The sequence below is a fragment of the Streptomyces sp. NPDC126510 genome (assembly GCF_040302345.1).
Classification (GTDB): Bacteria; Actinomycetota; Actinomycetes; order Streptomycetales; family Streptomycetaceae; genus Streptomyces.
The window spans coordinates 32,745-58,428 of sequence record NZ_JBEORR010000029.1; the positions used below are offsets into that span (position 1 = coordinate 32,745).

Here is a 25,684-nt window from a genome sequence, read left to right on the forward strand (position 1 = left end):
TTAGGCCTGAGGATCTCCATCGACCAGACGCCCCAGGATCAGCGCGATCCGCAGGGTGAACGCAGAGCGTACATCGGAGGGTGACCAGCCGGTGACGTCAGTCACACGTCGAAGCCGGTAGCGGACGGTGTTGGGATGGACGAACAGCATCCGGGCGGCGCCCTCGAGACTGCTCGCCTGTTCGAGATAGACGCTGAGGGTCTCCAGGAGCGCGGCCCCGGCCTCCTCCAGTGGTCTGTAGATCTCCTCCACCAGTTGGTCCCGGGCCGAGGGGTCCCCGGCCATCGCCCGCTCCGGGAGCAGATCGTCCGCCAGGACCGGGCGTGGCGCGTCCTGCCAGGCGGAACACGCCTTCAGCCCGGCCGCGGCGGCCTGCGCGGACCGGGTGGCGGCCAGCAGGTCCGGCACCACCGGGCCCGCCACGACCGGCCCGGCCGCGAACGGGCCGATGAGCGACTTGGCGACGGCCAGCGGATTGTCGCTGCCGCCGGCGATGACGACCAGCCGGTCGCCGAGCACCCCGGTGAGCACCTGGAGCTTGGCGTGCCGGGCGGCGCGGCGGATCGCCTCCACGGTCAGTTCGGAGTCGCCGTCGGGCGCCGTGCCGAGCACCACGCACACGTGCTCGGGCGAGTTCCACCCGAGCGCGGCGGCCCGGGACACGGCGCCCTCGTCGGCCTCGCCGCTGAGCACGGCGTTCACGACCAGGGACTCCAGCCGGGCGTCCCAGGCGCCGCGTGCCTCGGCCGCCTGGGCGTACACCTGTGCCGTGGCGAAGGCGATCTCCCGGGCGTAGACGAGCAGCGCCTCGCGCAGCACCCGCTCGTCACCGGGGGCCGCGACCTCGTCGATCGCGCTCTCCATGACCTCGATGGTGGTGCGCACCATCTCCACGGTCTGGCGCAGGGTGATCGCCCGGGTCAGCTCGCGCGGCGCGGTGCCGAACACGTCGGTGGAGATGGCCTGCGGGGCGTCCGGATGCCGGAACCACTCGGTGAACGCGGCGATGCCCGCCTGCGCGACCAGACCGATCCAGGAACGGTTCTCCGGGGGCATGGCCCGGTACCACGGCAGCGTCTCGTCCATCCGCGCGATGGCCTGCGCGGCGAGCGATCCGGACGACTTCTCCAGCCGCTTCAGCGTCGCGGCATGCGGATGGACGTCGTGGGCTGCGGCTTCGTTCTTGCTGGTTTCGGGTTCGGGCACGGGGACAAGACTGCCTTATCCGGACGGGAAGGTGGGCCGCCGGGTCTACGGTGGACTCCGTGATGGACGTCAGGCGCGCACACGAGCGCTACCCCGGAGGGGACGCGACCGCTGGGATCGAGACGTGGCACGCCTTCTCCTTCGGGCCTCACTACGACCCGGACAACCTCCGTTTCGGCGCGGTGCTCGCCTGCAACGAGGAGCGGCTGGCGCCCGGCGCGGGCTTCGACGAGCATCCGCACAGCCACACCGAGATCGTGACGTGGGTGGCCGAGGGCGAGCTGACCCACCGGGACTCCACCGGGCACGAGTCGGTCGTCCGCCACGGGGACGTGCAGCGGCTCAGCTCGGCCGGCGGAGTACGGCACGTGGAGCGCAACGACGGCCCGGAGCCCCTGACCTTCATCCAGATGTGGCTGGCCCCCCTCAGCCCCGGCGGCGACCCCTCCTACGAGGTCGTCCACGGCATCGCCGACTCGACGCCCTACGCCGTCCCCGGGGCCGGTGCGATGCTGCACGTGCGGCGCCTGGGGCCCGGGGAGCGCACGGCGGTGCCGGACGGGGCGTACGCGTACGTGCATGTCGTGCGCGGCGACGTCCGCCTGGACGGCGAGGAACTGGGGGCCGGTGACGCGGCCCGGATCACGGACGCCAAGGGCCTGGAGGCCGAGGGCGTGAGTGACGCGGAGCTGCTGATCTGGGAGATGGCCTAGAGCTCTGCCAGCACCGCGTCCGTGAACGCCGGCCACGCCTCGATCGCCCACGGCCCGAACGCCCGGTCCGTCAGCGCCACGCAGGCCGCTCCCGCGTCCGGGTCGACCCACAGGAACGTACCTGATTGCCCGAAATGCCCGAAGGTGCGCGGCGAGGACGAGGAGCCCGTCCAGTGCGGCGACTTGGAGTCGCGGATCTCGAAGCCGAGCCCCCAGTCGTTGGGGTTCTGGTGGCCGTACCCCGGCAGGACGCCCTTGGTGCCCGGGTAGTGCACGGTCATCGCCTCGGCGACCGTTCGCGGATCCAGCAGCCGCGGCGCCTGCACCTCGGCCGCGAACCGCAGCAGGTCCTCCACCGTCGACACCCCGTCCTTGGCCGGAGAGCCCTCCAGGGTCGTCGAGGTCATGCCCAGCGGCTCCAGCACGGCCTGCCGGAGGTACTCCCCGAACGGGATGTCGGTGACCTTCGCGACGTGATCGCCCAACTGCTCGAAACCGGCGTTGGAGTACAGCCGCCGCTCCCCGGCCGGGGCCATGACCTTGTGCTCGTCGAACGCGAGGCCCGACGTGTGCGCGAGCAGGTGCCGGACCGTCGACCCGGCCGGACCCGCGGGCTCGTCGAACTCGATGGCGCCCTCCTCGTACGCGACGAGCACCGCGTAGGCGGCCAGCGGCTTGGTCACCGACGCGAGCGGGAACCGCTGCCCGGCAGGTCCGTGGGTGCCGAGGACGGTGCCGTCCGCTCGTACGGCACCCGCCGCGGCGGTGGGAACCGGCCAGTTCTCGATCAAGGCGAGGCTCTTCAGCGACATGCGTTCGAGCCTATGCGCTCAGAGGGCGAGTTCCAGCAAAGGGTCGGGCTTGGGACGGAAACCGAGGGAGACGTACAGCGGCTCGGCCTCCGGCGAGGCGGTCAGCTGCACGCGCCGGGCGCCGCGCTCGCGGAACCACTCCAGCAGCGTGTTCATGCAGGCCCGCGCGTAACCACGCCGCCGGGCGTCCGGGTCGGTGGCGACGCTGAAGACGAAGCCCACCATGCCCTGCGGGTCGCCCGCCTTGCCGATGCGGTAGTCGATCGTCCCGGCCACCAGGCAGGCCAGCGCCCCCGGCCGCTCCGGGTGGTCCACGACGAACGCCGTGAAGTCCGCGTCAGGATCGGCCAGTTTGGCCCTCAGGGTGGGGAGCGACTCCCCGTGCCAGGCGACGGAGGGATCGGCGGCGAACACCGAGTCGATCATGACCTGGCGCAACCGCAGGACTTCTTCGGCGTCTTCGGGCAGGGCGCGACGTACAGCACTCATGAGTCCGTACGCTAACCAGCCGGATCCGGAAACGTCCTGCCGATTTCTTACCGTCGGCGCTTGCTTGGAGTGCACTCGAGGGTTTTAGCGTTGGGGCCATGACGGTGATGGAGACCACGGGAACCAGGACCGACACCTGCGCCGGTCCGCCGCAGCAGAACCGGCGCCCGGACGGCGACGACCACTACACGATCAGCGAGGTCGTCGCCTTCACCGGCCTGACGGCACACACCCTGCGCTGGTACGAGCGCATCGGCCTGATGCCGCACATCGACCGGTCCCACACCGGCCAGCGCCGCTACACCAACCGCGACCTCGACTGGCTCGACCTGGTGGGCAAGCTCCGTCTGACCGGCATGCCGGTCGCGGACATGGTCCGGTACGCGGAACTGGTGCGCGAGGGCGACCACACCTATGCCGAGCGCTTCGAGCTGCTGCAGACGACCCGAGAGGACGTCCTGGCCAGGATCGACGAACTCCGGGGCACGCTCGCCGTGCTCGACCGGAAGATCAGTTTCTACGCGGACGCCGGGCGTGCCCTGGCGTCGGAGAGGTCCCGATGACGGACGGCAGGATCACGACGGCGAAGCTCGGCGACCACGGTCCCGAGGTGAGCGTCCAGGGCCTGGGCTGCATGGGCATGAGCTTCGGCTACGGCCCCGCGGACGCGGACGCGTCCCGGGCCACGCTGGAGCGGGCGCTCGATCTGGGCGTCACCCTCTACGACACGGCCGACGCGTACGGCGCCGGTGAGAACGAGCGGTTCCTCGCGCCGTTCTTCAAGGCTCACCGCGACGAGGTCGTGATCGCCACCAAGTTCGCCCTGTCGATCCCCCCGGACGACCCCACGCGCCGAATCGTCCGCAACGACCCGCCCTACATCCGCCAGGCCGTCGAGGCGAGCCTGAAGCGCCTGGACGTCGATGCCATCGACCTCTACTACATGCACCGGCGCGATGTGAACGTGCCGATCGAGGAGAGCGTCGGCACGATGGCCGACCTGGTCCGCGAGGGCAAGGTGAAGCACCTCGGCCTGAGCGAGGTCACGGCCGGTGAACTGCGGGCCGCCCACGCCGTCCACCCCATCGCCGCCGTGCAGTCGGAGTGGTCGCTGTTCAGCCGTGACATCGAGACGCACGTCGTTCCCGCGGCCCGTGAACTGGGGGTGGCCCTCGTCGCGTACTCACCTCTCGGCCGGGGCTTCCTCACCGGCTCCTTCACCGACGCCGACCAGGACCTGACCGCCGGTGACTTCCGCCGCCAGCAGCCGCGTTTCACGGGCGACAACGCCACGGCGAACGCGACGCTGCTGGAGCTGATCCGGTCGGTGGCGAAGGCCCATGACGCGACCCTCGGTCAGATCGCCCTGGCCTGGGTCCAGCAGCAGGCGACGATCCACGACCTCCCGGTCATCCCGATCCCGGGCACCCGCAAGCCCGGCAGGGTGGAGGAGAACACGGCGGCGACCAGGATCGTCCTGACCGACGCGGAACTGGACCTCCTGGACGGCATAGCGGCCCAGGTGGCAGGAACGCGGTACGCGGACATGGCGTTCACGTCAGCGGGCAGGGAGTAGCGAGGCGCCCGCAGGGGCGCGGGGAACTGCGCGATCAGCCACGCACGACCCGCGCCCGCCCACTCACCGAACCGGCACAGGCTAAAGCTCCGCCAACAACTCCGCCTTTTTGACCGAAAACTCCTCATCCGTCACCAATCCGGCTTGATGCAGCTCGCCCAGGTGACGAATCCGCTCGGCGATGTCCGCAGGGTCACGCCGCGGCCCGCCGGCCGGCACGGCCGGTACCGGACTGGACGTCCGCACAGCGGCCAGCACCGCGGCAGCGAACGGCAGCGACTCGTGCACGGGCCCGTACCCGAGCCCGAACACCACCGCAGCGGGATCCTGGTCGGCCTGAGCGCCCGAGGCCCCCGCATCTCGGCGCAAAAGCCGCAAATGCCCCTCGAAGACCTCCGGTGACCGCCACTCCACCCCGTTCAGCTCTCCGACGGAGAAGCTCTGGTCGCCGGCCTTCCACTTCGCCGACGACGCCCCCGTCCAGAACCACCGGAAGTTCACGGTCCGTCCGTCGAAGGTCGCCTTCCCGTCGTAGGCCTTGAACGACAGCGGCCCCTCGGGCGGCTTCACGAGGAACCGATCGGCCGGCCCGGACTCCGTCAGCAGACCCCGCAGTTCGTCGGCGTAGTACTCCGCGAGGACCTCGCGCTCGGCGGGCAGCACCAGCCGGTAGGGGTCCACGTTCTCCTTCAGCTGCCCTGCGGCCGCCTCCAGCAACGGGTCCGCCCCGGGGCGCGGCTCGACGCGCAGCACCACCGTTCCGCGCTTCCCGCGGGTCAGCGTCACCCCGGCGATCGCCTCCAGCGGCACGCGCCGTTCCCCGAGGGCCTGAAAGAGCTTGGGTGTTCGAATCCCCCGTTCGTAGCGGATGAGCACGGAGTCGGACTCGAACTCCCAGGCGGCATGAAATCCGGCCAGTACGTCACCCATGCGGCTCATCGTATGCGGCACGAGCTCCTCCGTCCCCCTCCCGAACAAACCGCAATTTCTGCGCCTCTACGCGCGTCAGGCCGCCGCCGTGCCGGACATACCGGTACGGCAGACGCCGTCTTCGTGCGCGCAGTGCACCGAGCGGTATGCGCCGACGCCGATCTCTGCGAAATTGAACAGACTTGCCGTTCCGGGCTCGAAGTAGCCCGCGTGACCCTTCGCGCCCGCCGCCGACAGCACCCGCGCGCCGAACCCGGCGGACACCGGATCGGCTCCGTGGCCCAGTCCGCCGACCTCCAGATAGGGCACGTCCTGGATCCAGTCGTCGGAGTCCCGCATCGCCCACACCCGGGCGGTGGTGTGCAGCTGGGCGGCCTTCTCGACGCGCATGCCGGGGCTGCCGGCCACCGCGATGTCGGACACCCGGCCCGGCAGCGAGTGCGCGGCCACCCCGCACACCACGGAGCCGTAGCTGTGGCAGAACAGCGAGACCGGCGAACCGCCCGGCAGAGCCCGCACCAGCGCGTTGAGCCGTACGGCACCCTCCTCGGCGCGCATCGCCGTGGCCGAGTCGATGCCGAGTCCGCTCGGCGCCGTGTAGTCGGCCCAGGCGATCACGGCCGTACGGGTCGACGGGCTCACCTGCCGCTCGGCCGCGTGCAGGGACTTGGCCATGCCGACGGGCGCCGAGTACTTGCGGTGGGTGCGCTGGAAGGTCAGCAGGTCGGTGTCGACGCCGGGGACGACGACCGAGACCCGCTCCGCCCTGCGCAGGTCGCCGAAGACCTCCGCCACCCGGCCCGAACCCTCCGGGTCGAAGGCCAGGATGTGCCGGCCCGGCTCCATGAGGTCACCGAAGCGGTGCATCCTGCGGCCCGCCTCGTGCTGACCGGCCGGGGTGAGGCGCTTGTCGTGCACGCGTTCCCGCTCGACCTTGCGGGCCTTGGCGAGCGCGAGGTGATTGGCGCGGTAGCGCAGCTCGACCGGTGCGCCGTTCATGTTGCCCACCGCGAGCGAGTACTTGCGGACCAGGGTCGAACGGTCCTGCTCGGTGAGCGAGGAGAAGAAGCGGGCCAGCTTCGCCGGCTCGGACTGTGGGTCCGGCAGCCGGTGCCCGCCGATCCGGCCGTGCTCCCAGGCGGAGAGCGAGGCTTGGAGCGGCGTGGCGCCCCGCTGGTTGCGCAGGGCCGTCCAGCCGGTGGTCGCCAGCATCACGAACACGACGGCCAGAGCGAGCAGTGCGCGCCAGACGTTCAGTTGCGGGGAGGTGTCGAAGGAAGTCACTGAAAGGACACACTAGGAGAACGAGAGGGTCTCGCGTTAACCAAGTGACCGGGATCACGTTTCGGTGGATCTGTTAGGGGGACGGCTCCGCGCGCCAGTTCCCGGCGAGTGCGGGGCCCACCTGATCCAGGTATGCGGTGGTGAGTTCGCGCATTCCGTCGAGGGTGACGTCGTCGCCCGCCGACCACAAGCGTTCGGTGACACGAATCACCCCGCCGAAGAGCGCGACGACGATCCTCGGCCGGGGGTCCAGGTCCACGTCGAGCCCCTCGCGCTCGGCGATGATGCACGCGAGCTGCTCCTCCAGCTCCGCCGACCGCCGCAGATGGGCGGCGAGCAGCGCGGGCGTCGACTCGATCACCCGGTAGACGCGCATGTGGAGCTCGATCGGCACGAGTTCCACGACGGCCTCGTTGATCGCGTCCCAGCTCTCCAGCACGGACCGGCGCAGCGCCTCCAGCGGGACCTCGTCCGGCGGCCGGGTGCGCAGGGCCTCGACGACGAGCGTCTCCGCGAGGCGCGGAACGAAGAACGCCGTCTCCTCCTTGCCGGCGAAGTAGCGGAAGAAGGTGCGCTGCGAGACGTCCACGGCGGCGGCGATGTCGTCGACGGTCGTCTCCTCGTACCCGCGCGTGGCGAACAGTTCCAGCGCGGCCCGCAGCAGTGCGTCCCGGGTGCGCCGTTTCTTGCGTTCGCGCAGGTTCAAGTCAGGCCTCTCATCCGAAGTGTTTGCCCAGTTCAGGCTATACGGGGATGCCGTGCCGGTTGCCGACCGGTGAATTGGTTTGTCAACTGTCAGTCGCTGACACTAGCCTCCCGGTATGACTAGTCAGACCACCATCGACGCGACGGGGCCGGGGGGCAAGGCGCCGGCGGAGTCGTCGGACGCGACGCCGGGCAAGGGGTTGCGAGGGCATCCCTGGCTCACCCTCATCACCGTCGCTGTGGGGGTCATGATGGTGGCCCTCGACGGCACCATCGTGGCCATAGCCAACCCGGCGATACAGAAGGACCTCGGCGCCACCTTCGCCGAGGTCCAGTGGATCACCAACGGGTACTTCCTCGCCCTCGCGGTCTCCCTGATCACCGCGGGCAAGCTCGGTGACCGCTTCGGCCACCGGCAGACCTTCCTCATCGGCGTCGTCGGCTTCGCCGCCGCCTCGGGGGCCATCGGCCTGTCCGACAGCATCGCCTTCGTCGTCGTCTTCCGTGTCCTTCAGGGCCTGTTCGGCGCGCTGCTGATGCCGGCCGCGCTCGGCCTGCTGCGGGCCACCTTCCCGGCCGAGAAGCTGAACATGGCCATCGGCATCTGGGGCATGGTCATCGGCGCGTCCACCGCGGGCGGGCCGATCCTCGGCGGCGTGCTCGTCGAGCACGTCAACTGGCAGTCGGTGTTCTTCATCAACGTGCCGGTCGGTGTCGTCGCCGTGGTCCTCGGCGTGCTGATCCTGCTCGACCACCGCGCCGAGAACGCCCCGCGCTCCTTCGACCTCCTGGGCATCGCCCTGCTGTCGAGCGCCGTGTTCTGCCTGGTGTGGGCGCTCATCAAGGCCCCGCCGTCCGAGTGGGGCTGGGGCGACGTCAAGACGCTGTCGTTCCTGGGTGCTTCGGTGCTGTGCTTCGCGGTCTTCGCCTTCTGGGAGACGAAGGTGAGGGAGCCGCTGATCCCGCTCGCCCTGTTCCGCTCCGTGGCGCTGTCCGCCGGTGTGGTGCTGATGGTGCTGATGGCCATCGCGTTCATGGGCGGTCTGTTCTTCGTGACCTTCTACCTCCAGAACGTCCACGGCATGAGCCCGATCGACGCGGGCCTGCACCTGCTGCCGCTCACCGGCATGATGATCGTCGGCTCGCCGCTGGCCGGCGCGATGATCACCAAGCTCGGTCCCCGGGTCCCGCTCGCGGGTGGCATGGCGTTCACCGCGATCGCCATGTACGGGATGTCGACGCTGGAGACGGACACCGGCAGCGGCATCATGTCGCTCTGGTTCGCCCTGCTGGGCCTCGGTCTCGCGCCGGTCATGGTCGGCGCGACCGAAGTCATCGTCGGCAATGCCCCGATGGAACTGTCGGGCGTCGCGGGCGGCCTCCAGCAGGCCGCGATGCAGATCGGCGGCAGTCTCGGTACGGCCGTGCTGGGCGCCGTCATGGCCTCCAAGGTCAACAGCGACCTCGCCGGCAACTGGGAGAAGGCCGGCCTTCCGCCGCTCACCCCGGAGCAGGAACACCAGGCCTCCGAGGCGGTCCAGGTCGGTGTCCCGCCGGTGGCGCCGGGCACACCGGACGCGATCGCCGCGAAGATCACGGGCGTCGCGCACGACACGTTCATCTCGGGCATGAGCGCGGCCTCGCTCGTCGCGGCCGGGGTGGCCGTGGTGGCGGTGCTGGTCGCGTTCCTCACCAAGCGCGGTCAGAACGCGGAAGCCGGCGCGGGCGCGGCGCACATCTGACGGTCCCCGGCGGTTCGTTCCCTCATCAGGGTGAACAGGGCCGCCGAACTCTCCCCTTCGGCACGTGCCGCAGGTCACAGTGGGTCAAGTCCTCCGCAGGGCATGGAGGAAGGACGCTGCGGCGCGCCGCCGGAGGGGGGTGGCGCGCAGGCAGCGGGATTAACGCGCACCGGCGGGGTACCCGCCATGTCGTACCCGAAGGAAACCCCAACCGATCGAGGGTTCACGGGAGTCGATGATGGCGAGCTTCGGACACGGTACGCGCAGGCACCCCCGCTCACGTGGCCGGACGTGGTCACGGGCCGGGACGGATCGCGCGACGCTCGGACTCATCGGAGTCATCTGCGCCGTTGCAGGCTTCTTCGTGCTGGGGATCGTTCTCGGTCCCGCCGCGATGGTCTGCGGCTGGCTCGCCATGGGCCGCGCGTGGTCGGGTTCCCGCCCCATCGCGGCCGTGATCGCCCTGGTCCTGGGCGCCATCGACACGCTCCTGGCCATCATCTGGCTGTCCGGAGCGGCCACACCGGGCATCGGCATGTTCTGACCCGGGTGAAGAATGTGGGAAGGGCCCCCGGCCACCTGGCCGGGGGCCCTCTCATTGCTCCACCGGGGTTCCCTTGAGCTCCGCCAACTCTCCCCGCAGTGCCCGCACCTCCTCCGCCAGCTCCCGAATCGCCTCGGTCTGCCGCCGCTCCTCGACGTCGTCCTTCTCGAAGCGCGCGATGAACCAGGCGGCGATGTTCGCCGTCACCACACCGAGCAGCGCGATCCCGGACAGCATCAGCCCGACCGCCAGCATCCGCCCGAGGCCGGTGGTCGGTGCCATGTCCCCGTACCCCACGGTGGTCATCGTGGTGAACGCCCACCAGACCGCGTCTCCCAGGGTGTGGATGGACGCACCGGGCTCATCCCGTTCCACCTCGAGCACGGCCAGCGCACCGAAGACGAGCAGTCCCAGGCACGACCCCGCGACGTACGTGGTGACCCGCACCTGCGACGCCATCCGCGCCCGCTGCCCGGCGAGGAGCAGCATCGACACCAGCTTCAGCAGCCGCAGCGGCTGCGCCAGGGGCAGCACCACGGCCAGCAGCGCCAGCGGATTGCCGCGTACGAACCGCAGCCGGTCCTCGGCCAGCCACAGGCGGACCAGATAGTCGGCGGCGAACGCGGCCCACACCACCCAGTTGGTGACATGGCAGGCGGTGAGCAGGTCCTGCGGAGCCCTCGGGGCCACGATCGGTATGGCGTAGGCGATCGCGAAAAGCACGGCCAGCGCCAGCAGCGGGCCCTGGGTGCGCCGTTCCCAACGGGCCAGCGTGGTCGATGCGGTCATCGGGAGCGTCATGGAAGCATGGTAGGAAACGCGTGGGGCGGCACCTCTCGGGTGCCGCCCCACGGATTCGGTCCTCGCTGTCCCTACGCGTCGCCGCCCGCGGCTCCCGGATCGGCGGCCGACACGTCGAGCAGCTGGTAACGGTCGATGGCCTGCTTGAGCACGGAACGGTCGACCTTGCCCTCACGGGCCAGCTCGGTCAGCACACCCACCACGATCGACTGGGCGTCGATGTGGAAGAACCGCCGGGCCGCGCCCCGGGTGTCGGCGAAGCCGAAGCCGTCCGCGCCGAGCGACTGGTACGTCTGCGGCACCCAGCGCGCGATCTGGTCCGGAACCGCCCGCATCCAGTCGGACACGGCCACGACCGGCCCCTGCGCGTCCGCGAGCTTGCGCGTCACGTACGGCACCCGCTGCTCCTCCTCGGGGTGCAGCAGGTTGTGCTCCTCACAGGCCACGGCCTCGCGCCGCAGCTCGTTCCAGGAGGTCGCCGACCAGACGTCCGCCTTGACGTTCCAGTCCTCGGCCAGGATCCGCTGTGCCTCGATGGCCCAGGGGAGCGCGACACCGGACGCCAGGATCTGCGCCGGGATCGAGCCGGCCGTGCCCTCGCTGAACCGGTAGAGGCCCTTGAGGATGCCGTCGACGTCCACGTTCTCGGGCTCGGCGGGGTGCTGGATCGGCTCGTTGTAGACGGTCAGGTAGTAGAAGACGTCCTCGCCGTGCGGGTGCTCCTCGGAGCCGCCGTACATCCGGCGCAGGCCGTCCTTGACGATGTGGGCGATCTCGAAGCCGAACGCCGGGTCGTACGCCACACAGCCCGGGTTCGTGGACGCCAGCAGCTGGGAGTGGCCGTCCGCGTGCTGGAGGCCCTCACCGGTCAGGGTCGTACGGCCGGCGGTCGCGCCCAGGACGAAACCGCGCGCCAGCTGGTCGGACATCTGCCAGAACTGGTCGCCGGTGCGCTGGAAACCGAACATCGAGTAGAAGACGTAGACCGGGATGAGCGGCTCGCCGTGCGTCGCGTAGGCCGAGCCGGCGGCGATCAGCGACGCGGTGCAGCCCGCCTCCGAGATGCCGTCGTGCAGCATCTGCCCGTTCGGCGCCTCCTTGTAGGCGAGCAGCAGGTCACGGTCGACCGACTCGTACTGCTGGCCGAGCGGGTTGTAGATCTTCGCACTCGGGAAGAACGAGTCCATGCCGAACGTGCGGTACTCATCCGGCGCGATCAGCACGAACCGTTTGCCGATCTCCTTGTCCCGCATGAGGTCCTTGAGGAGTCGGACGAAGGCCATGGTCGTCGCGATGGACTGCTGACCCGAGCCCTTCTTCACGGTGGCGTACGTCTTGTCCTCGGGCAGTGCCAGAGGCTTGGAGCGGACCACGCGCGTGGGGACGTACCCGCCGAGACCCTTGCGCCGGTCGTGCATGTACTGGATCTCCTCCGAGTCCCGGCCCGGGTGGTAGTACGGCGGCACGCCGGACTCCAGCTCCTTGTCCGGGATCGGCAGGTGCAGGCGGTCGCGGAAGCGCTTGAGGTCGTCGACCGTCAGCTTCTTCATCTGGTGCGTGGCGTTGCGGCCCTCGAAGTTCGGACCCAGGGTCCAGCCCTTGATCGTCTTGGCGAGGATCACCGTCGGCTGGCCCTTGTGCTCCACGGCCGCCTTGTACGCCGCGAAGATCTTCCGGTGGTCGTGGCCGCCGCGCCCCAGGTGCAGGATCTGGTCGTCGGACATGCCCTCGACCATCGCCCGCAGCCGGTGGTCGTCACCGAAGAAGTGGTCGCGGATGTACGCGCCGGTCTCCGTGGCGTAGGTCTGGAACTGTCCGTCGGGCGTGGTGTTCATCTTGTTGACGAGCACGCCGTCGCGGTCCTGGGCGAGCAGCGGGTCCCAGCTGCGGTCCCAGACCAGCTTGATCACGTTCCAGCCGGCGCCGCGGAAGACCGACTCCAGCTCCTGGATGACCTTGCCGTTGCCGCGCACCGGGCCGTCGAGGCGCTGGAGGTTGCAGTTGACGACGAAGGTCAGGTTGTCCAGGCCCTCGCGGGCGGCGAGGGTGAGCTGGCCGAGCGACTCCGGCTCGTCCATCTCGCCGTCCCCGAGGAACGCCCAGACCTGCGACTTCGAGGTGTCGGCGATCCCGCGCGCGTGCATGTAGCGGTTCATCCGCGCCTGGTAGATCGCGCCGATCGGGCCGAGGCCCATCGACACCGTCGGGAACTCCCAGAAGTCCGGCATCAGCCGCGGGTGCGGGTACGACGACAGGCCGTGCGGCGCCTTCGACTTCTCCTGGCGGAAGCCGTCGAGGTTCTCCTCGCTGAGCCGGTCCAGCAGGAAGGCGCGGGCGTAGATGCCGGGCGAGGCGTGGCCCTGGAAGAAGACCTGGTCACCGCCGAGGCCGTCGTCCTTGCCGCGGAAGAAGTGGTTGAAGCCGACGTCGTAGAGGGACGCGGAGGACGCGAACGTGGCGATGTGGCCCCCGACGCCGATGCCCGGACGCTGGGCCCGGGAGACCATCACGGCGGCGTTCCAGCGGGTGGCGTTGAGGACCTTGCGCTCGATGTCCTCGTTGCCCGGGAAGAACGGCTCGCTCTTGGTCGGGATGGTGTTCACGTAGTCCGTGCTGCGCATCTCGGGCACGGCCACGCGCTTCTCGCGGGCCCGCTCGATCAGTCGCAGCATCAGGTAGCGGGCCCGCTCCCGGCCGCGTTCGTCGACGGCGGCGTCGAGAGAGTCGAGCCATTCCTGGGTCTCTTCGGGATCGAAGTCAGGAACCTGACTCGGAAGGCCGCCAATGATGATCGGGTTGCGATCGGATGCGGAAGCCACGCTGTTCCTTACCTGTCAGAGGGCCTGCGAGGGCCGCTGTTTCGCTGTCGTCGCCGGGGCGTCGTCGCTGGGGGGCGCGCCGCTGTCCATGGTCCACCTCAGGGCCGGGAAACGTCATCTCTACCGGGTGGTAACCCAGACTGAGATGGACTCCGTGACGTATGGGGCGAATACCTTCGAGTCTCGTACCCATAGACGATTCCCAAACGCCCAAACGGGGCAGAAAGGTGTGGTGTGTGTCACCTCGGACCATGATGGTGTGCCTGAGGTTGCGGTGACACCGCCAGGATCGTCACCGTTTCGGCGGTCTGAACGGCCGGGTACTTGCGCGATCCGCCCCGCCCGTGTGGACTACGGCCAATGCTTCGCGCACGCGCGTGGCTGAGATATTCCCAAGACATGATCAGGAGGCAACCCGTGAGCGCGACCGCGGACCACGCGGAGGAGCGGACGAACCCTGCCGCCAGGCTGGGGTTCCAGCCCGGGCAGGTGGTCCAGGAGATCGGCTACGACGACGACGTGGACCAGGAGCTCCGCAAGGCCATCGAGGGCATCATCGAGGCCGACCTGGTGGACGAGGACTACGACGACGTGGCCGATGCCGTTGTGCTGTGGTTCCGTGACGACGACGGCGACCTGACGGATGCGCTGGTGGATGCCACCACGTACATCGAAGAGGGCGGCGCGATCCTGCTCCTGACGCCGAAGACCGGCCGTTCGGGGTACGTGGAGCCGAGCGACATCTCGGAAGCCGCCACCACGGCGGGTCTGACGGCGTCCAAGAGCGTCAGCGTCGGCAAGGACTGGAGCGGCAGCCGGCTGGCGACGCCCAAGGCCGCCAAGACCAAGCGTTAGTCGTACGGCGGGGCGGGTCGGCGTCTGCCGGCCCGCCCATCGGCCTGTGCCGGTGCCTGCGTAGGGTGGTCTCACCCGAAAAGCCCCACGAAGGGACACCCACAGCGATGGCGATCCAGGTCGGCGAGAAGGCCCCCGACTTCGAGCTCAAGGACAACCACGGCGCGGCCGTGCGGCTGTCCGACTTCCGGGGCCGGAAGAACGTGGTGCTGCTCTTCTACCCCTTCGCCTTCACCGGCGTGTGCACCGGCGAGCTGTGCGAGCTGCGCGACCACCTGCCGCAGTTCTCCGACCGCGACACGCAGCTGCTCGCCGTCTCCAACGACTCCATCCACACCCTGCGCGTCTTCGCCGAGCAGGAGAACCTGGAGTACCCGCTGCTGTCGGACTTCTGGCCGCACGGCAACGTCTCGCGCGCCTACGGCGTCTTCGACGAGGACAAGGGCTGCGCGGTGCGCGGCACCTTCGTCATCGACAAGGAGGGCGTCGTGCGGTGGACCGTCGTCAACGGCCTGCCGGACGCGCGCGACCTGAACGACTACGTGAAGGCGCTCGACTCCCTGTGACGCCGGTCGGGCGGCATGCGTCCGACACCCGCTGAATTACAGGCTTCAGGGCCTGGGTGGGGCGGGAACCCGTCACTAGGATCGACTCGTTGATCCGACATCCGAGCACAACGGGGCATCCCGCCCCTGACACCAATGGAGGACTCGTGGGAGTCAGCCTCAGCAAGGGCGGCAACGTATCGCTGACCAAGGAGGCGCCGGGCCTGACCGCGGTCATCATCGGTCTGGGGTGGGACGTCCGCACCACGACCGGCACGGACTTCGACCTGGACGCCAGCGCGCTGCTGCTGAACAACTCCGGCAAGGTCGGCAACGACCAGCACTTCATCTTCTTCAACAACCTCAAGAGCCCCGACGGCTCCGTCGAGCACACCGGTGACAACATCACCGGTGAGGGCGAGGGCGACGACGAGCAGATCAAGATCAATCTCGCGACCGTCCCGGCCGACATCGAGAAGATCGTCTTCCCGGTCTCGATCTACGACGCCGAGACCCGCCAGCAGTCCTTCGGCCAGGTCCGCAACGCGTTCATCCGCGTCGTGAACCAGGCCGGCGAGGCGGAGATCGCCCGGTACGACCTGAGCGAGGACGCCTCCACCGAGACCGCCATGGTCTTCGGCGAGCTCTACCGGCACGGAGCGGAGTGGAAGTTCCGCGCCATCGGCCAGGGCTACGCCTCGGGCCTGCGCGGCATCGCGCAGGACTTCGGTGTGAACGTCTGAGCCGACCACCCGAAGGGCCCCGGCACCGGGGCCCGGAGGCCTTCTCGTCCGGCGCCGCACGGTTTACGTGCGGCGCCGGACGCGCAGGACCACCTCAGTAACACCATCGGGCCGGTGGCCCCAAGGGGAGGGACAGCATCATGGGCGTCACGCTCGCCAAGGGGGGCAATGTCTCCCTGTCCAAGGCCGCACCGAACCTCACCCAGGTGATGGTCGGACTCGGCTGGGACGCGCGCTCCACCACCGGAGCGCCCTTCGATCTCGACGCCAGCGCCCTGATGTGCGGCGGCGGGCGCGTGCTCGGGGACGAGTGGTTCGTCTTCTACAACCAGCTCAAGAGCCCGGACGGCTCGGTCGAGCACACCGGTGACAACCTCACCGGCGAGGGCGACGGCGACGACGAATCGCTCCTGATCGACCTCTCCAAGGTGCCGCCGCAGTGCGACAAGATCGTGTTCCCCGTCTCCATCCACATGGCCGACGAGCGCGGCCAGACCTTCGGCCAGGTCAGCAACGCCTTCATCCGCGTGGCCAACCAGGCCGACGGTCAGGAGCTCGCCCGCTACGACCTGAGCGAGGACGCCTCCACGGAGACCGCGATGATCTTCGGAGAGCTCTATCGCTATCAGGGCGAATGGAAGTTCAGGGCCGTGGGGCAGGGGTACGCGTCGGGCCTGCGCGGCATCGCGCTGGACTTCGGGGTCAACGTCTCATAACGCGTTATGAGCAAAATCCGGGCCCCATAGGGGCGCGGAGGGCGTCCGACTAGACTTCGGCTTCAAAAGTTCGTAAAGCCGGGTACGGCGCGGGGGAGCCCCGTACACACACGATTGGGTAGCCAGTGGTTCTGAAAACCTTCGGGTGGTCGTTCGCGGTCACCGCGCTCGGCCTGGTCGCGGCGGTCCTGTTCGGCGGGTGGACCGCGCTCGGCATCGTCGCGATCCTCTCCGTCCTCGAGATCTCGCTGTCCTTCGACAACGCGGTGGTCAACGCCGGGATCCTGAAGAAGATGAATGCCTTCTGGCAGAAAATCTTCCTCACCATCGGCATCCTGATCGCCGTCTTCGGCATGCGGCTGGTCTTCCCCGTCGTGATCGTCGCGGTCAGCGCCCAGCTTGGCCCCATCAAGGCTGTCGAACTCGCCCTGAACGACAAGGACCGCTACCAGCAGCTGGTGACCGACGCCCACCCGTCGATCGCCGCCTTCGGTGGCATGTTCCTGCTGATGATCTTCCTGGACTTCATCTTCGAGGACCGGGACATCAAGTGGCTCGGCTGGCTGGAGCGCCCGCTGGCCAAGCTCGGCAAGGTCGACATGCTGTCGGTCTGCATCGCGCTGATCGTCCTGCTGATCTCGGCGATGACCGTCGCCACCCACGCCCACCAGCACGGCGGCACACACGTCGACAAGGCCGAGACGGTCCTGCTCGCCGGCATCGCCGGTCTGATCACGTACATGATCGTCGGCGGGCTCTCCGGCTACTTCGAGGACAAGCTCGAAGAGGAGGAGGAGCGTGAGCACGAGGCCGAGGAAGAGGCCGAGCGCACCGGCAAGCCCCGCTCCGCGGTCGCCCTGGCCGGCAAGGCCGCGTTCTTCATGTTCCTCTACCTCGAGGTCCTGGACGCGTCCTTCTCCTTCGACGGCGTGATCGGCGCCTTCGCCATCACCAACGACATCGTGCTGATGGCCCTCGGCCTCGGCATCGGCGCCATGTACGTCCGGTCGCTCACGGTCTACCTGGTCCGCCAGGGCACCCTCGACGACTACGTCTACCTGGAGCACGGCGCGCACTACGCCATCGGCGCCCTCGCCGCGCTCCTGCTCATCACCATCCAGTACCAGATCAACGAGATCATCACCGGCCTCATCGGCGTCGTCCTGATCGCCGCCTCCTTCTGGTCCTCCGTCCGCCGCAACAAGGCGCTCGCGGCCGCCGAGGGAAAAGCCGGCTCGGACGAGAAGACTGAGGTCTCGTCCGGGGTGTGACACCCCTCCGAGCGAGGAACGCTCTGTGCGGGGCGGCCACCGAGGACTCCTCGGCGGCCGCCCCGTCGGTCTTCATGGGCCGTGGGTACGGCGGTGACCTGCGGTCTCCGAGTGAACGTGGGGGCGGAAATGGGCCTGTTCGACGGACTCCGGCGTGGCGATGTGCAGTTCGACTCGGGCCACGCGGCGACGAACGCGATCGAGCTGACCAAGCGGCGCGCGCAGATATCACTCACCAAGCAGGACGCCGCCACCGGCCATCTGCGCGTCAACCTCAGCTGGCGGATGCGCACGTCCGACTTCGGCGGCAGCCAGCGCGAGAGCCTGCTGCGCCATCCCTTCCGGGCCCTCAAGCCCCCCGAGGTCGTCGGTCACAGCCAGAGCATGGTCAACGTCGACCTCGACCTCGGCTGCCTCTACGAACTCCAGGACGGCAGCAAGGGCGTCGTACAGCCCCTCGGCGGCTACTACGGCGACGTCAACGCGCCGCCGTACGTCAAGCTCAGCGGTGACGACCGGTTCGGCTCCGGGTCCGGCGAGACGATGTACATCAACCTCGACCACCGCGACAACATCAAGCGGCTGCTGGTCTTCGTCTACATCTACGACCAGACACCCGCCTTTGACCGCACGCACGCGAGCGTCACGCTCTATCCGAGCAGCGGACCGCGGATCGAGATCCACCTCGACGAGCGCCAGCCGCAGGCCCGCTCCTGCGCCGTCGTCATGATCGAGAAGGTGAAGGACGAGATCGTGGTCCGCCGCGAGGCGAAGTTCGTCTACGGCTTCCAGGCCGAGCTGGACCGGCTGTACGGGTGGGGGCTCCAGTGGGGGCGGGGCTACAAGACGAAGGTCGACCGCTGACCGGGAAGCCCCGGCGAACGCCGGGGCGTGGGCCCGGCTAGCGCCCGATGAACTGCGGGCCCTGTGGGGGCAGGCGGAAGTCCGGGTCGGGGGCCGTGGTGGCCGCCGGCGGGTAGCCGTAGCCGGTCTGTGCCCCGGCTGCGCCCGCCGTGGCCGCTGCCTGGGGGTAGCCGTACGCGGGACGGCTCGTGGGCTGCGGGTAGCCGTAGGCCGGCTGCGTGGTCGGGGGCTGCTGCGGATACCCGTAGCCGGGCTGCGTGGGCACCGCGTTCGGCTGCTCCGGGGGCAGCGGCAGGGAGACCTCGGGGGTCTGCTGCGCGGGGCCGCCGGTCGTCGGCTGTGCGGGCGTGTTCGTGGTGGGAGGCGGGGGGACGGTCGTGGTCGGATCCTCCAGGGTCTCCGACTCGTCCACCGAGATGCCGAAGTCGGTCGCGAGCCCCTTCAGCCCGTTCGAGTAGCCCTCGCCCAGCGCCCGGAACTTCCAGCCCTCCCCGCGCCGGTACAGCTCACCGCAGATCAGCGCGGTCTCCTCGCCCGTCTCCGGCTTGACGTCGAAGTAAGCCAGCGCCTCGGCACCGGTGCCCGCCGCGTCGTACAGCAGGATGCGCAGCGCCTGTACGCGGTCGAACGTCACGCCGTCCGCCGATGCGACCAGCAGAATCCGGCTGACCTCCGACTCGACACCGGTGAGCTCTGTCTGGATCGTGTCGGTCAGGCCCTCGGCGACCCGCTTCTTGCCGAGCCGCCACACCTTTCCGGCCGGGTGCCGGGGCTGGTTGTAGAAGACGAAGTCCTCGTCGGAACGCACACGACCGTCGGGGCCGAGGAGCAGTGCGGAGGCGTCGACGTCCGGAACTCCCTGCCCGGGCGTCCAGCGCAGCACGGCCCGTACCGTGGTGGCTTCCAGAGGGACGTTCGACCCCTTCAGCATCGCGTGCGTCATGCGGTCATCCTGCCTTCTCGGTCCTGCTCACGACAACGCGGGGGGCCGCGGTCACGAGCGGCGCCGACGACCGTGGCGGACTACCGTCGTCATGGCCGGGTACTGGCTGTGATTGCCCGCGTTACCTGAAATTCATGCCTCATGGGAACCTGTGACATGGACATCTACGTACTATTACCGGCCACCTTTCATCGATTCGCAGGTCGCACAACCACCACGGGGGAGTTTCATGCGTCATTTCGGGCACATCGCCCCTGAGGTGCGGAAGCGTCTCTTCTTCCGCGAGCCGTGCGTGTTCACCCCGGACTCCCCGGCCCGGCTGCTCGCGGCCGCCCTGGGCGCCACGCTGTACAGCCCGGCCACCAGACCACGCCTCGCCGACGACGTCCTCAAGCAGGCCGGGCGCGGTGTGGTCTCGATGGTGCTGTGCCTGGAGGACTCGATCGACGACGCGGACGTCGGCCCCGGCGAGGAGAACCTGGTCCGCCAGTTCACGGCCCTCGACGCCCTCCCGGACGCCGATCTGCCCCTGCTGTTCATCCGGGTCCGCGCCCCCGAGCAGATACCCGACCTGGTGCGACGCCTCGGCCCCGCCGTCCGCCGGCTGTCGGGATTCGTCCTGCCCAAGTTCACCGAGGAACGCGGCATCCCCTTCCTGGAGGCCCTCGCGACGGCCGAGGCCGAGAGCGGCCGTCGGCTTTTCGCCATGCCCGTGCTGGAGTCTCCGGAGCTGCTCTACCGGGAGTCGCGCGTGGAGACCCTGGAGGGGATCTCCCGCGCGGTCGACAAGTACCGTGACCGCGTCCTCGCCCTGCGCCTCGGCGTGACGGACTTCTGCTCCTCCTACGGGCTGCGCCGGGGCCCCGACATGACGGCCTACGACGTGCAGATCGTCGCCTCCGTGATCGCCGACGTGGTGAACATGCTGGGCCGCGCCGACGGCACCGGTTTCACCGTCACGGGGCCGGTGTGGGAGTACTTCCGGGTCCAGGAGCGCATGTTCAAGCCGCTGCTGCGGCAGAGCCCCTTCCTGGAGGTGCAGGCCGCCGAACTGCGCGAGAAGCTGATCGAGCACGCCATGGACGGCCTGCTGAGGGAGATCTCCCTGGACCACGCCAACGGCCTGCTGGGCAAGACCTGCATCCACCCCTCGCACGTGCTGCCGGTGCACGCACTGTCGGTCGTCAGCCACGAGGAGTTCTCGGACGCCCAGGACATCCTGCGCCCCGAGCGCGGCGGCGGGGGTGTGCTGAGATCTGCGTACACGAACAAGATGAACGAGGTGAAGCCGCACCGGGCCTGGGCCGAGCGGACCCTGCTGCGTGCCGAGGTGTTCGGCGTGGCGAACCAGGACATCGGCTTCGTGGAGCTGCTGGCCGCAGGCCTGCCCGGCTGACCGTAGGTGCTTCCGAGGGAATTCGAAGGGTTCATGGCGAAGGCGGAGAAGGCGGAGAAGGCAGTGAACCAGGGGGAGCACCGTGAGGTGCGCGCCGAAGTGCCGGCCGGGCCGGCCGGCGGCGCCGACGGCGTCTGGTCCGGCGACTGGGTCGCCGAGCGGCTCGGCGTCGAACTCGTCGGCGACGAGGGGCTGACCGGCCTGCTGGGGCTGGCGCTGCGCCGCAACCCGAAGCGGGCCCACCTGCTCGTGTCGAACGTGCTGGGCAAGCACGTGCCGCAGTCGCCGTCCGTCGTGTACGGCTACGGCTGGGAGCTCGGCCGCCGGGTGCGTGAGCTGCTGGGCGACGACGAGGCCCGCCGGGCCGTCGTCCTCGGCTACGCGGAGACCGCGACCGGCCTCGGCCACTGTGTCGCCGACGGGCTGGGCCTCGCCCCCTGCCTGCACTCCACCCGCCGCCCGGTCGCCGGTCTCGACCCGGCCGGCGGCTTCGAGGAGTCCCACTCCCACGCGACCTCGCACCTGCTGCTGCCGGAGGATCCCACGCTGCTCGCCGGGGACGGGCCGCTGGTCCTGGTCGACGACGAGTTCTCCACGGGCAACACGGTGCTGAACACTGTCCGTGATCTTCATGGGCGGTATCCGCGGCGGCGGTACGTCGTGGTGGCGCTGGTGGACATGCGGTCGGCGGCGGATGCCGGGCGCCTCGCGGAATTCGCCGAGGAGATCGGGGCCCGGGTCGACCTGGTCACGGCGGCTTCGGGGACGGTACAGCTGCCCGAGGGGGTGCTGGAGAAGGGGCAGGAGCTGGTGGCACGGTACGAGGCGGAGAGCGCGGGGGAGGGTTCGTCGGCGGGTGCGGCGCCGTCGTGGCCGGTCGCGCAGTTCCCCGCGCCCCCGAACAGCGGCGTTGCCCTCGCAGCCGACCAGGAGGCCGACCCCCTAGGGGCGCGGGGAACTGCGCGAACAGCCCCCACCGGCCCGCACCCGGACGACGACGGCACCGCCCCCCACGCCACCCGCATCGACCTGCACTGGCCCGCCAACCTGCCGGACGGCGCCCGGCACGGGTTCACCCCCGCTCACCGCGCCCGGCTGGAGGCAGCCCTGCCTGCGATGGCGGCGAGGATCGCCGAGGCTCTGCCGCACAACGCACGCCGCGTGCACATCCTCGGCTTCGAGGAGCTGATGTACGCGCCGCTGAGGCTGGCCCGGGAGCTGGAGCGCGACACCGACCTCGAGGTCCGTTACTCGACCACCACCCGCTCACCCGTCCTCGCCGTCGACGACCCCGGCTACGCGATACGCACCCGCCTCGCCTTCCCCGCCCACGACGACCCCGCCGACGGCCCCGGCGAGCGGTACGCCTACAACGTGGCCGGTGCCGGATTCGACGCCGTCGTCGTGGTGGTCGACTCGGCCGCCGACACCCCCGCGCTGCACGCGCCCGGCGGCCTGCTGGCCCGGCTCGCCGCGCACACCCCCGAGGTCCTCCTCGCCGTCGTACCGTCGTACGCCCCTGAAAGGCCCCGCATGCTGCCCGAGCCCCTCCGCGGCCCCGACTTCTCCTCGTACGCGCCCGAGGAGGTCGGCTGGCTGCTCCAGGACCTCTCGGAGGTGACCCTGGAGGCGCCGACCGAGGAGCGCGAGGAGGCGATCCAGAGCGGCGGCGCGCACTACGCGGAGTCGCTGCCCGTGGAGTACCAGCCGAGCGAGCAGTACCAGCAGCTGTTCCACGCCGCGCTGGCGGACTCGGCGGCCCGGATCGCCCAGGCGGTCGGCGTCGTCACCGAGACGGTCCTCGCCGAGCGGTCCCCGCGTCCGGTCCTGGTCTCCCTCGCCCGCGCCGGCACCCCCGTCGGCATCCTCATGCGCCGCTGGGCCCAGCACCGGCACGGCCTCGAACTGCCGCACTACGCCGTGTCGATCGTCCGCGGCCGGGGCATCGACGCCAACGCCCTGCGCTGGCTCGCCGAGCACCACGACCCCCGGGACGTCGTCTTCGTCGACGGCTGGACCGGCAAGGGCGCCATCACCCGCGAACTCGCCCAGGCCCTGGAGGAGTTCGAGAAGTCCGACGGCATCGCCGGCTTCAGCCCCGAGATCGCGGTCCTGGCCGACCCGGGCTCCTGCGTCCGCACCTACGGCACCCGCGAGGACTTCCTCATCCCCTCCGCCTGCCTCAACTCCACCGTCTCCGGCCTGATCTCGCGGACCGTGCTGCGCGCGGACCTGGTCGGCCCGCACGACTTCCACGGCGCGAAGTTCTACCGTGAACTCGCCCCCACCGACGTCTCGGTGGCCTTCCTGGACGCCGTGTCCGCCCGCTTCCCCGAGGTCGCCGACGCGGCCGGCGCCCAGGCCAAGGAACTGCTCGCGGCCGACCGCTCGCCCACCTGGGAGGGCTGGGCCGCCGTCGAGCGCATCAGCGAGGAGTACGGCATCCACGACGTGAACCTCGTCAAGCCCGGCGTCGGCGAGACCACCCGGGTCATGCTGCGCCGCGTGCCCTGGAAGGTCCTGGCACGCGCCGGAGCGGGCAGCGACCTCGACCACGTGCGCCTGCTGGCCGGGCAACGCGGCGTGCCCGTCGAGGAGGTCGAGAAACTGCCCTACACCTGCGTCGGCCTGATCCATCCGAAGTTCACCCGGGGCGCGACCGGCGCCGACGGCAAGGCGGTGGCCCTCTGATGCCCGCACTCGTCGCCAGCGACCTCGACCGCACCCTGATCTACTCCGCCGCGGCCCTGGCCCTGACCATGCCGGACGCCCGGGCGCCCCGGCTGCTGTGTGTGGAGGTGCACGAGAGCAAGCCGCTGTCGTACATGACGGAGACGGCTGCCGGGCTGCTCACCGACCTGGGCGACGCGGCCGTGTTCGTGCCGACGACCACCCGGACGCGCAAGCAGTACCTCCGCATCAACCTGCCGGGTCCCGCGCCCACCTACGCGATCTGCGCGAACGGCGGCCACCTGCTGGTGGACGGCGTCTCCGACCCCGACTGGCACGCGCAGGTCACCGCACGGCTGGCCGACCAGTGCGCTCCCCTCGCGGAGGTGCAGGAGCACCTGCTGAGGGCCGCCGACCCGGTCTGGGTGCGCAAGCACCGCGTCGCCGACGACCTCTTCGCCTACCTCGTCGTCGAACGTGAGCTGCTCGACGAGGACTGGGTGAAGGAACTCGCGGTGTGGGCGGAGAACCGCGGCTGGACCGTGTCGCTGCAGGGCCGCAAGATCTACGCCGTACCCAAGCCGCTCACCAAGAGCGCGGCGATGCGGGAGGTAGCCCGGCGGACCGGGGCCGATCTCACGCTTGCCGCGGGGGATTCCCTGCTCGACGCGGATCTGCTCCTGGCGGCGGACCGGGGCTGGCGCCCGGGGCACGGGGAGTTGGCGGACACGGGCTTCACGGCACCCGCAATCAGGGCGCTTCCCGAGCGGGGCGTTCTGGCCGGGGAGCGGATCCTGCGGGAGTTCCTGGGGGCGGTGAGGGGCGCCTGAGCGTTCGGGTGGGGTGGTCGTCGTGCGGGTGCGGCGCCGTCGTGGCTGTTCGCGCAGTTCCCCGCGCCCCTTGAGGGCGCGTCCCCTCAGGGCGTCGGAACAGCCGCACGGCGATGAACGCCGCCACCGCCACCACCGCCACCGCCAGGACCACCTTCGAGTAGGCGGAGACGATGTCCGAGACCTGGTGCCAGTTCGCGCCGAGGAAGTAGCCCGCGAGCACGAACGCCGTGTTCCAGATCGCGCTGCCCAGGGTGGTCAGGCCCAGGAACACCGGCAGTCGCATGCGCTCGACACCCGCCGGCACGGAGATCAGACTGCGGAAGATCGGGATCATCCGGCCGAAGAACACGGCCTTGGTGCCGTGCTTGAGGAACCACGCCTCGGTCTTCTCGATGTCCGCGACCTTCACCAGCGGCAGCCGGGCCGCGATCGCCACCGTCCGGTCACGGCCGAGCAGCGAGCCGACCCCGTACAGCGCGAGCGCGCCGATCACCGAGCCGGCCGTCGTCCACAGCAGGACGGCGAGCAGGCTCATCCGGCCGCTGCTCGCGGCGAATCCGGCCAGCGGCAGGATCACCTCGCTGGGCAGCGGCGGGAACAGGTTCTCCAGGGCGATGGCGAGACCGGCACCCGGCGCCCCCAGCGCGTCCATCAGGTCGTTGACCCACTGCGGCCCGGCGTCCGCTGCGATGGCTGTCATGCCACCACGCTAGGAAACCGAAGCTGAAGGACTCCTGAGGAAACCCGGACAGCCGCGTCAGCCGCAGCAGCCGCCTCCGCAGCAGCCGCCCCCACCGCCGCCGCCCGCGCGGGGCGCCGGTGCCGGGGCGGAGGCGGAGCCGCCGACCGCGACCGTGGAGAGGAGCTTCACCGTGTCGTCGTGCCCGGAAGGGCAGGCCGCGGGGTCGGAGGACTCGGCCATGGGACGGCTGAGTTCGAACGTGTCGCCGCAGGTCCGGCAGCGGTACTCGTAGCGAGGCATGGGGACAGGTTAATCCGCGCCGACGGAAGTACGGCCTTCCGGGAATGTGTTTGCTCACTGTTGCCGTACCGGTGTGGAGGACCTGTAAAGGCCGCTGATAACTTTCGAACGTCGCGAGGAGCCGTAAAAGCGGGGGAACGCAAGGGCTCGCTGCCGTCGATCACGGCAGCCATGTCCTTCCGCGCGAGCACCATGGTGAGCGGGAGGGAGACAGCCGTGTCCAAGGCTGGGCGGGAATCGGACGA

The 25,684-nt window shown here is 70.0% G+C and carries 25 protein-coding genes; 14 read left to right on the plus strand and 11 right to left on the minus strand.

Translation table 11 applies throughout. The annotated features are described in order from the left end of the window. Nucleotides 1–1,206, minus strand: coding sequence for a fatty acid biosynthesis transcriptional regulator FasR (gene fasR, locus ABTX60_RS32560; RefSeq protein WP_352100601.1), 1,206 nt, complete (start codon nt 1,204–1,206; stop codon nt 1–3). Between the two features lie 59 nt (nt 1,207–1,265). Here fasR and ABTX60_RS32565 point away from each other — a divergent pair, with 59 nt between their 5' ends. Beyond that, a complete protein-coding gene (locus ABTX60_RS32565) occupies nt 1,266–1,919 on the plus strand; it encodes a pirin family protein (RefSeq protein ID WP_352100602.1) in 654 nt (217 codons plus the stop codon). Here the strand turns inward: ABTX60_RS32565 and ABTX60_RS32570 are convergent. Beyond that, entirely contained in the window at nt 1,916–2,731 is an 816-nt protein-coding gene (locus tag ABTX60_RS32570) for a serine hydrolase domain-containing protein (RefSeq protein WP_352100603.1), read from the minus strand. The two genes, ABTX60_RS32565 and ABTX60_RS32570, sit on opposite strands and share 4 nt — an antisense overlap. A gap of 18 nt (nt 2,732–2,749) precedes the next feature. Then, complete coding sequence (locus tag ABTX60_RS32575) at nt 2,750–3,220, minus strand: GNAT family N-acetyltransferase (protein ID WP_352100604.1); 471 nt, start codon at nt 3,218–3,220, stop codon at nt 2,750–2,752. A 98-nt stretch (nt 3,221–3,318) separates the two neighbouring features. On the opposite strand from ABTX60_RS32575, the gene ABTX60_RS32580 reads away from it, so the two are divergent. Next, nucleotides 3,319–3,783, plus strand: a complete 465-nt coding sequence (locus ABTX60_RS32580; protein WP_352100605.1) for a MerR family transcriptional regulator — start codon at nt 3,319–3,321, stop codon at nt 3,781–3,783. Next, entirely contained in the window at nt 3,780–4,796 is a 1,017-nt protein-coding gene (locus tag ABTX60_RS32585; RefSeq protein ID WP_352100606.1) for an aldo/keto reductase, read from the plus strand. The genes ABTX60_RS32580 and ABTX60_RS32585 overlap by 4 nt, the downstream gene beginning before the upstream one ends. An 81-nt stretch (nt 4,797–4,877) precedes the next feature. Here the strand turns inward: ABTX60_RS32585 and ABTX60_RS32590 are convergent, their stop codons facing one another. From ABTX60_RS32590 to ABTX60_RS32600, 3 genes are all read right to left on the minus strand, one after another. Beyond that, nucleotides 4,878–5,735, minus strand: a complete 858-nt coding sequence (locus ABTX60_RS32590; RefSeq protein WP_352100677.1) for a DUF4429 domain-containing protein — start codon at nt 5,733–5,735, stop codon at nt 4,878–4,880. Nucleotides 5,736–5,801: 66 nt separating this feature from the next. Then, nucleotides 5,802–7,010 carry an alpha/beta hydrolase gene (locus tag ABTX60_RS32595; RefSeq protein WP_352100607.1) on the minus strand — a complete coding sequence of 403 codons (1,209 nt, stop codon included), beginning with the start codon at nt 7,008–7,010 and terminating at the stop codon, nt 5,802–5,804. 73 nt (nt 7,011–7,083) lie between these two features. Beyond that, on the minus strand, nt 7,084–7,716 hold the full coding sequence (locus ABTX60_RS32600; RefSeq protein WP_352100608.1) for a TetR family transcriptional regulator: 633 nt from the start codon (nt 7,714–7,716) through the stop codon (nt 7,084–7,086). Nucleotides 7,717–7,831: 115 nt separating this feature from the next. Here ABTX60_RS32600 and ABTX60_RS32605 point away from each other — a divergent pair, with 115 nt between their 5' ends. Together ABTX60_RS32605 and ABTX60_RS32610 are read left to right on the plus strand one after the other, a co-directional pair. Then, nucleotides 7,832–9,457 carry an MFS transporter gene (locus tag ABTX60_RS32605; protein WP_352100609.1) on the plus strand — a complete coding sequence of 542 codons (1,626 nt, stop codon included), beginning with the start codon at nt 7,832–7,834 and terminating at the stop codon, nt 9,455–9,457. A gap of 235 nt (nt 9,458–9,692) precedes the next feature. Continuing rightward, nucleotides 9,693–10,001 (plus strand): small hydrophobic protein, encoded by a 309-nt coding sequence (locus tag ABTX60_RS32610; protein ID WP_352100610.1) that lies wholly within the window; start codon nt 9,693–9,695, stop codon nt 9,999–10,001. Between the two features lie 51 nt (nt 10,002–10,052). Here ABTX60_RS32610 and ABTX60_RS32615 read toward each other — a convergent pair whose 3' ends face one another. Both ABTX60_RS32615 and aceE read right to left on the minus strand, forming a co-directional pair. Then, complete coding sequence (locus ABTX60_RS32615; RefSeq protein WP_352100611.1) at nt 10,053–10,802, minus strand: potassium channel family protein; 750 nt, start codon at nt 10,800–10,802, stop codon at nt 10,053–10,055. 71 nt (nt 10,803–10,873) lie between these two features. Continuing rightward, nucleotides 10,874–13,621: a pyruvate dehydrogenase (acetyl-transferring), homodimeric type gene (gene aceE / locus ABTX60_RS32620; protein ID WP_352100612.1), complete on the minus strand. Its 2,748-nt coding sequence runs from the start codon at nt 13,619–13,621 to the stop codon at nt 10,874–10,876. Nucleotides 13,622–14,038: 417 nt separating this feature from the next. Here aceE and ABTX60_RS32625 point away from each other — a divergent pair, with 417 nt between their 5' ends. From ABTX60_RS32625 to ABTX60_RS32650, 6 genes are all read left to right on the plus strand, one after another. Continuing rightward, entirely contained in the window at nt 14,039–14,476 is a 438-nt protein-coding gene (locus ABTX60_RS32625; protein WP_352100613.1) for a DUF3052 domain-containing protein, read from the plus strand. Between the two features lie 107 nt (nt 14,477–14,583). Then, a complete protein-coding gene (locus ABTX60_RS32630) occupies nt 14,584–15,042 on the plus strand; it encodes a peroxiredoxin (RefSeq protein ID WP_352100614.1) in 459 nt (152 codons plus the stop codon). A gap of 146 nt (nt 15,043–15,188) precedes the next feature. Beyond that, the gene (locus ABTX60_RS32635; RefSeq protein WP_352100615.1) at nt 15,189–15,764 is read left to right on the plus strand and encodes a calcium homeostasis/redox stress adaptation protein; all 576 of its coding nucleotides are present in this window, start codon (nt 15,189–15,191) and stop codon (nt 15,762–15,764) included. Between the two features lie 140 nt (nt 15,765–15,904). Next, a complete protein-coding gene (locus tag ABTX60_RS32640; RefSeq protein ID WP_053672145.1) occupies nt 15,905–16,480 on the plus strand; it encodes a TerD family protein in 576 nt (191 codons plus the stop codon). 125 nt (nt 16,481–16,605) lie between these two features. After that, nucleotides 16,606–17,751 carry a DUF475 domain-containing protein gene (locus tag ABTX60_RS32645; RefSeq protein WP_352100616.1) on the plus strand — a complete coding sequence of 382 codons (1,146 nt, stop codon included), beginning with the start codon at nt 16,606–16,608 and terminating at the stop codon, nt 17,749–17,751. 129 nt (nt 17,752–17,880) lie between these two features. Then, a complete protein-coding gene (locus tag ABTX60_RS32650) occupies nt 17,881–18,615 on the plus strand; it encodes a TerD family protein (RefSeq protein ID WP_352100617.1) in 735 nt (244 codons plus the stop codon). 37 nt (nt 18,616–18,652) lie between these two features. Here ABTX60_RS32650 and ABTX60_RS32655 read toward each other — a convergent pair whose 3' ends face one another. Continuing rightward, nucleotides 18,653–19,558 (minus strand): TerD family protein, encoded by a 906-nt coding sequence (locus tag ABTX60_RS32655; RefSeq protein WP_352100618.1) that lies wholly within the window; start codon nt 19,556–19,558, stop codon nt 18,653–18,655. A gap of 229 nt (nt 19,559–19,787) precedes the next feature. Between ABTX60_RS32655 and ABTX60_RS32660 the strand changes: the two genes are divergently transcribed. From ABTX60_RS32660 to ABTX60_RS32670, 3 genes are read left to right on the plus strand one after another with little or no spacing between them, the layout of a single operon-like run. After that, the gene (locus tag ABTX60_RS32660; RefSeq protein ID WP_352100619.1) at nt 19,788–20,954 is read left to right on the plus strand and encodes an HpcH/HpaI aldolase/citrate lyase family protein; all 1,167 of its coding nucleotides are present in this window, start codon (nt 19,788–19,790) and stop codon (nt 20,952–20,954) included. A 33-nt stretch (nt 20,955–20,987) separates the two neighbouring features. Further along, entirely contained in the window at nt 20,988–23,645 is a 2,658-nt protein-coding gene (locus ABTX60_RS32665; protein ID WP_352100620.1) for a phosphoribosyltransferase, read from the plus strand. After that, nucleotides 23,645–24,454: an HAD family hydrolase gene (locus ABTX60_RS32670; protein WP_352100621.1), complete on the plus strand. Its 810-nt coding sequence runs from the start codon at nt 23,645–23,647 to the stop codon at nt 24,452–24,454. The genes ABTX60_RS32665 and ABTX60_RS32670 overlap by 1 nt, the downstream gene beginning before the upstream one ends. On the opposite strand, the gene ABTX60_RS32675 is transcribed toward ABTX60_RS32670, so the two are convergent. After that, nucleotides 24,375–25,157, minus strand: a complete 783-nt coding sequence (locus tag ABTX60_RS32675) for a DedA family protein (RefSeq protein ID WP_352100622.1) — start codon at nt 25,155–25,157, stop codon at nt 24,375–24,377. The genes ABTX60_RS32670 and ABTX60_RS32675 overlap by 80 nt on opposite strands. A 57-nt stretch (nt 25,158–25,214) precedes the next feature. After that, nucleotides 25,215–25,439 carry an FmdB family zinc ribbon protein gene (locus ABTX60_RS32680; RefSeq protein ID WP_104780813.1) on the minus strand — a complete coding sequence of 75 codons (225 nt, stop codon included), beginning with the start codon at nt 25,437–25,439 and terminating at the stop codon, nt 25,215–25,217. Nucleotides 25,440–25,684 lie beyond the last annotated feature (245 nt).